At 59.6% G+C, this 6,809-nt stretch carries 6 protein-coding genes and 1 pseudogene; all 7 read right to left on the bottom strand.

Annotated features, from left to right (window positions below; translation table 11 throughout):
* Window positions 1-188: 188 nt before the first annotated feature.
* A complete protein-coding gene (locus IQ16_RS44395) occupies window positions 189-383 on the bottom strand; it encodes a 4Fe-4S binding protein (RefSeq protein WP_011084548.1) in 195 nt (64 codons plus the stop codon).
* A gap of 538 nt (window positions 384-921) precedes the next feature.
* Window positions 922-2,034, bottom strand: a complete 1,113-nt coding sequence (gene ald / locus IQ16_RS44390) for an alanine dehydrogenase (protein ID WP_011084547.1) — start codon at window positions 2,032-2,034, stop codon at window positions 922-924.
* A 384-nt stretch (window positions 2,035-2,418) separates the two neighbouring features.
* Entirely contained in the window at window positions 2,419-3,465 is a 1,047-nt protein-coding gene (hypE, locus tag IQ16_RS44385) for a hydrogenase expression/formation protein HypE (protein ID WP_026312944.1), read from the bottom strand.
* Window positions 3,462-4,604 carry a hydrogenase formation protein HypD gene (hypD, locus tag IQ16_RS44380; protein WP_026312945.1) on the bottom strand — a complete coding sequence of 381 codons (1,143 nt, stop codon included), beginning with the start codon at window positions 4,602-4,604 and terminating at the stop codon, window positions 3,462-3,464. The genes hypE and hypD overlap by 4 nt, the downstream gene beginning before the upstream one ends.
* Complete coding sequence (locus tag IQ16_RS47830; RefSeq protein ID WP_038937407.1) at window positions 4,601-4,786, bottom strand: HypC/HybG/HupF family hydrogenase formation chaperone; 186 nt, start codon at window positions 4,784-4,786, stop codon at window positions 4,601-4,603. The genes hypD and IQ16_RS47830 overlap by 4 nt, the downstream gene beginning before the upstream one ends.
* Before the next feature lie 66 nt (window positions 4,787-4,852).
* Window positions 4,853-6,367 (bottom strand): annotated as a pseudogene (locus tag IQ16_RS44375) (Kae1-like domain-containing protein); the annotation flags it as partial.
* A 262-nt stretch (window positions 6,368-6,629) separates the two neighbouring features.
* Window positions 6,630-6,809, bottom strand: a 180-nt coding sequence (locus IQ16_RS44365; RefSeq protein WP_028154316.1) for an integrase core domain-containing protein, incomplete at its 5' end; no start/stop codon positions are given.

Raw genomic sequence — 6,809 nt, 5'->3', positions numbered from 1 at the left:
GCGATCTTTCCTCGAAAGGTGGACTTCTCTTGCTTCGGGTATCATCCCGACCTTGAATCACGACTCACGTTCCAAGAAAAGTGGGTACTAGCGAGCGAGGAAAACGGGAGACGGGTCGCAAAGGCGGCTGTTTTGGATATTATCTTCATCATGCTTCGTGCAGGAGCCCCTCTCATCGGCTGCCGCTCCTATGCGGGCACGCAAGTATCTGGCACGGGGCAAACCACGGCGCACTTTGGCGCGTCAGAATGCCCCTCACATTGGGTACACTGGGACGGATTGATCACATAGATGTCGTTCTTCAGGCTAATCGCGGCATTGGGACACTCGAACTCGCACGCACCGCAGACCGTGCATTGGGATGCGATTATCTTGTAGGCCATCAGTGCTATTCCATAAGCAAAAGGTGCGGAACAGTTTCTTGCTATCAAGTCTTGTGCCAGACATCTTGAGCTTGATTCATCTGAAGAAATTTCGATAACGCAGGTCGCCGACCCGATACGGTGTCGCAAATCCTACAACGAACATGACAATCTGATCTCGATCCTGTGGTTTGCGCATGATCGGTGTCACGGCCGTCAGCGATCAGGTAAACCACCTTCTCCAGCATTAGGGAACGATCCGAGATCCTTAAGGCCGCCTGCCGCGGCTATGATCGATGTGTCGCGACATCATGGAGCTGTCCGGGCAAGTATCAGGTCGCCCGCGGCGCATCTTGTCGGCTTCACTCAATGGGACCGGAAGGTACATCGTCTCCCTATCCTGGCGGCGGTTGAGGCAGGCGTTCGTCCGGTGATCCTCTGCTTCGTTCCGCACTCCTAATCAATACTGGCGGAGGTCAGTTGATTAATAGCCGAAAAAAAGAGCCACCCCGAAGGGTGGCCTTAGTCAGGGAGGAAACGCCCATGAGGGCCTCTGGGATCAGGCCGCAGCCTGTTCGATCGGGGAGAAGGGCAGCCCGAGGCTCTCGGCCACCGCCTTGTATGTTAGCCGGCCCCGATGGACGTTGAGGCCTGCGCGCAGATGTGGATTCTCGAGTACGGCGGAAAAACCCTTGTTGGCCAGAGCCAAACCAAACGGCAGGGTCGCGTTATTCAGTGCCTGGCTCGAGGTTAGCGGCACGGCACCCGGCATATTGGCCACACAATAATGAATGATGCCATCTACTTCGTATGTTGGATCAGCGTGAGTGGTTGGGCGCGATGTCTCAAAGCAGCCGCCCTGATCGATAGCGACGTCCACGAGTACGGCTCTCTTGCGCATTGAGCTCAGCATGCTCCGGCGGACCAGCTTCGGAGCGCTTGCCCCTGGGACGAGCACCGCACCAATCACCACGTCCGCCGCAAATACCTCTTCCTCCACGGATTCGATGGTCGAAAACCTAGTGCGAACCCGTCCTTCGAATAGCTCGTCCAGCTCACGGAGCCGGATGATCGAACGATCGATGATGGTCACCTCTGCGCCCAGACCAGCCGCCATGCGCGCGGCGTGCGTACCGACGACCCCACCTCCAATCACCACGATTCGGGCAGGCTGAACCCCGGGCACCCCACCGATCAGCAGCCCTCGCCCCCCTGTACTCCGCTTTAGAGCGCTACCCGCCGCTTCGATCGAAAGCCTGCCCGCGACCTCGCTCATCGGCGCCAGCAGTGGAAGACCACCATGAGCATCAGTTACGGTCTCATAGGCGATTGCAATGCATCCAGATTTCAAGAGGCCGGCAGCCTGTTCCGGGTCCGGGGCCAAGTGCAAATAGGTGAACAGGATTTGATCCTCACGCAGCTGGGACCATTCGGCCGGCTGAGGCTCCTTGACCTTTACGATCATCTCGCTCGATGCGAATACCTCAGCTGCCGAAGTTAAGATCGTTGCGCCGGCATTGCGATAATCGCCATCGGTTGCACCAATGCCAGCGCCGGCATTGGTCTCGATCATCACGCGGTGGCCCGCTGCCACGTATTCACGGGCAGCTCCTGGGGTAAGGCCCACGCGATATTCGTGCGCCTTGATTTCCTTTGGAACTCCGACCTTCATTTGAATACTCCCTGCCTGACGCGCCTTCTTATCGGAAGCGCGCAGCGATATCGCGACGCAGCCGGGCAAAATGGCGCAGGAATTCAGCGATATTTGCGAGGCTTCGCAGGATTTCAAACCCAGGGGTGCTGGGTAGATCGTGTGATCCTGTTCGCTGAACTTAGCCGTCGAAAACTGCGCGATGCCGGTGAATCGTTCCGAATTGCAGTCGCGGCCCGCAGAAAAGCCAACAACCGAAATCCAGCCTCGCCGAACTCCTCAAGCAGCAAAGACGGCAATTTGCCAATTAGGTAGGATTGCCTATCAAGCGAAACGCTTGTTGAGCTGAGGGCTAATGGCGTTGTCAGTAAATGGCGGCCAAGAAATGGACGTTGCGCAGCCTGTTCAACAGATCCGAGGCAATTGTTCCCCCCACAGCCAGTCGACGATTCGCCGGCCGCCGAAATCGGTCGTCATCTGCACAAATTTGTGATCGTCAGCCTCCGCCTCACCGATATCGGCCGCATTGGACCCGAGGGGGTGCGCCTTCATGGCTGCGAGAACGGCATCGGCAGAATCCGGCGCCACGATCGCGACGAGCTTGCCTTCGTTGGCAACATGGATCGGTTCGAGTCCAAGCAGTTCGCAGGTAGCCGCAACCGCAGGCTTCACCGGAATCATCGATTCCTGCAGATGGAAGCCGAGCTCTGATTGAAGCGCGATCTCATTGAGAGCCGCAGCGAGCCCGCCGCGCTTAGGGTCGCGCATCACCCGGATGCCGCCACCGCCAGCGGCAACCATGGCCGCAGCGAGACTATGCAACGCTGCTGAGTCGGAGACGATTTCGGTTTGAAATGCAACGTTCTGACGCTTTGACATGATCGCCACCCCATGATCACCGAGGCTACCGGACAGCAGCACACGGTCCCCGACCTTTGCCTTGTCAGCGGAAAGATCGAGCCCATCGGCCACCAGCCCGATCCCGGTCATAGAGATGAACAGACCGTCCGCCTTGCCACGCTCGACCACCTTGGTATCCCCGGCAATGATATAGACGCCGGCGGCACATGCCGCCGCGCCCATCGACTCCGCGATCGTCTTGAGATCCGAAAACCGGAAACCCTCCTCGATGATAAAGCTGGCCGACAAATAGAGAGGACGCGCACCGGACATCGCGATGTCATTAATCGTGCCGCGCACAGCCAATGACCCGATGTTGCCGCCAGGAAAGAACAGTGGCGAAATCACATAGCCATCAGTCGTCATCACCATCCTGCCTGCGGTAACATCGAACGCCGACTGATCATTGGAGCCGGCGAGCCATTCATTACCGAAGGCCTGATGAAAGAGGCCGGAGATTAGCTGTGCCATGGCACGGCCTCCGGCCCCGTGGGAAAGTTCAACGCGTCCGTTCTCCACATCGAGCTTGCGTTGATAGGCTTTCACGCTCATGACGTCTGCCTCGCCTGCTCATCGCGAACTCGGCGATAGGTCCAATACGCCGCACAAGCTCCTTCTGATGACACCATGCAGGCTCCTATGGGCGTTTCCGGCGTGCAGATATTGCCAAACAACTTGCAATCGATCGGCCGTTTGGCGCCACGCAGGATCGCGCAGCATTCGCAGGCCGGATTGTCTGCGACACGCAGGTCATGGATCGCAAAGCGCGTCTCGGCGTCGAATTTTGCATATGATTGCTTCAGCTTCAGTCCGCTGTTGGGTACCAGTCCAAGCCCGCGCCATTCAAACTGCTCACGCAGCTCGAAGACCTGCGAGACCTCCTCCTTGGCGCGCCGGTTGCCTTCGCGTGTCACTGCACGGCTGTATTGGTTTTCCACCTCGTGGCGGTTTTGGTTCACTTGCCGCACCAGCATCAGGACAGCCTGCAGCACGTCGAGGGGTTCAAATCCGGCGACCACGATCGGCTTCTCGAATTGTTCCGCCATGGGCTCGTAAGGCTGCGTACCGACAATGGTGCTGACATGTGCAGGCCCGATGAAGCCGTCAATGGGGACCCCGCCCGTGTTGCGGATCTTCGGGTTCTCGAGAATGCGGTGCATCGCAGAGGGCGTAAGAACGTGATTGCAGAACACGCTAAGGCCCTCGAGCCGCTTGTGCTCGGCAATCCTGATCATGACCGCCGTCGGGGGCGTCGTGGTCTCAAATCCGATGGCAAAGAAGACCACTTCGCGGCCCGGCGTCTGTTCGGCGAGCCGGATAGCGTCGAGGGTCGAGTAGACCATCCGAATGTGGGCACCCAGCGCTTTGGCAAGCAACAGGGACTGCCCTTGCGACCCAGGCGCGCGCATCAGGTCGCCGTAGACGCACAGAATGACCTCTGGCCGCTCGGCGAGCCGGATCGCCATGTCGATACGGCTCGCCGGCAGAACGCAGACGGGACAACCGGGCCCGTGGATCATCCGAACGTTCGCGGGCAGCAGATCCTCAAGACCGTAGCGGGAGATTGCATGAGTGTGTCCACCGCAAAATTCCACGAACCGGTAGGCTCGTTGTGAACTGACCTCAGCGTCAATTGCTCGCGCAAGTTCCTGCGCGATAGTCTTGTCGCGAAATTCGCTGGAATATTTCACGATCGGCATTCCTTCGCAGCGCCTAGCTCCTGCAGGAGCTCTAGCGTGCGCTTGGCTTCCGCCGGATCGATCTTAGCGAGCGCATAGCCGACATGGACCAGGACGAAATCGCCGACGTCGAGCTCGTCGAGGAGGGCAATCGATATCTCCAGGTTGACGCCATCGATGAACACGAGGGCCATTTCGTTGGGAAGAATTTTCGCGATCTTTGCCGGAACCGAAAGACACATATCAGGCAGCTCCTGCCCGGCGGGCGGCTGTTGAGCAATCTTTAGAGCCGCAATCCAGGCCTGGCCGAGGCTCAAACCGCCGTCATTGGGCGGCAGCCGTCGCGGTACCAGGGGGGTAAGACCGGCATCGCTGCACCCCCGCGGGATTTTGTCCGCCAGCACCGCGTTCAGGAAGCAGCCGCCGCTCAGAACCACGGTATTGATGCCGGTTGTCCGCGCAGAGCGTGTGACCCAGTCAACGCAGGCAGCGGCTAACGTGCCATGAAACAGCCCGGCTCCTCCGGCAGCGTCAATGTCATCAGCAATCAAACGTGAAAATAGCGGACCAAGGGACAGCACGCCGCCCTCGATCGTCCAGCCGGCTTCCAGAATCGTAGTACCCCGCACCAGCGCTTCGAGCTTCAACGCTGCTTCGCCGTCATAGCTCTGCAGATTCGCAATACCTAGCAGCGCCGCTGCCGCGTCGAACAACCGTCCCGCACTGGTCGTGGTGGTCCCGCCCGGCTGATCGAGCAAGTCCGACAGACAGCCGGCTTGCCGCTGCGCGGCAAAGCGCTGCCCGATTTCGTTACCCCGGCCGAGCCCGTGTAATACTGCGCTGGCCATGCGCCACGGCTCGCGGGCTGCACGATCTCCACCCGGTATCTGCAGGGGCGCTAAGTGCCCGATGCGCTGGGACGACGTCTCTTCGCACAACAATAATTCGCCACCCCAGTTACCGCCGTCGGAGCCAAAGCCATGGCCATCGAGCACCAGGGCAAGCGCAGGTCCCGCATGGCCGTGCTCAGCGATTACTGCGGCAGCGTGTGCATGGTGATGCTGAACCGCGACTAGCGCGCGAGCATTTGCTTCCGCAAACCGGGTAGAAGCCATATCGGGATGCAAATCATGGGCGACGGCGACAGGCTCCACGCCGAGGCTCGATGTGAGGTGCCGGATCGTCTTCTCGAACGCACGGATGCTTTCGGCCGTATTTAGATCGCCAATATGCTGAGAGACGAACGCTTGGTCGTCCCGCGTGATGGTGACGGTCGACTTCAGTATCCCGCCGACGGCGAGCACGGGCGGGACAGACCTTGCAAGCCGAATTGGCTCGGGAACATAGCCGCGAGCACGACGGATGAATTGGTCCCGGCCAGCGGCCACCGAAACCACGGAATCATCAGCGCACGCCAAGATATCGCGATCATGGGTCACGACCAGGTCGGCGACCCCCTTGAGCTGTCTCAACGCCTCCACGTTATCGATCAGCAGGGGTTCGCCGTAGAGATTTGCACTGGTGACAACGATGACCGGGCCAGCCTCTCCACGCTGCGGCAACGCGGCAATAAACTCAGACGTACGGTGCCCCTCGACCTCGATGAGAACGCCCTCGGGACCATTGATGACAAATCCCGCCAATCCGTACCGCATGGCTAGTCCATAGACGTAGGGACGAAAGCCAACCCCTTGCACTGCTCCACTCACGCGCACGCGCAGTCGCTTTCGATCGCAGGTGGCTGCGGCGCTCATCGCCTTGCGTCCTCTAAGGCGCGCCTCTGACGGCGCGCCTGCCTGTTGATCCAGGCGTAGAGCGCGCCAAAGCCCTCGCCAGTACGAGCCGAAACGACAAGCACGTCAATCTTTGGGTTGACCCGTCTGGCATACTCAGAGCTGGCCCCGGTTGTTTGGACAGCGCCCCGCTGGATTTAAGTGGATTCCTGCCGGGTTATGCTGAACGCGGGGCTTTACGATTTTGTCGTTGCGTCGGGAGGGCGTAGCCCGACCAGAGCGACGACAAAATCGTCGGCGACGGTCATGCGGCCATCACCATAGCTTGCGTGCCGAAGTAAGCCTCGTCGGGCGTGCGCCCGTCAAGGCTCGAGTGAGGGCGTCCCTGATTGTAGAAGGCCAGATACTTGGCAATTGACGCTCGCGCCTCGGACACGCTGTCGTAGGCGCGGAGATAAACTTCTTCGTATTTGACCGTGCGCCA

The sequence above is a fragment of the Bradyrhizobium huanghuaihaiense genome (genome assembly GCF_007830635.1).
GTDB lineage: Bacteria > Pseudomonadota > Alphaproteobacteria > Rhizobiales > Xanthobacteraceae > Bradyrhizobium > Bradyrhizobium huanghuaihaiense.
This window is presented reverse-complemented; position numbering and strand designations above follow the sequence as displayed.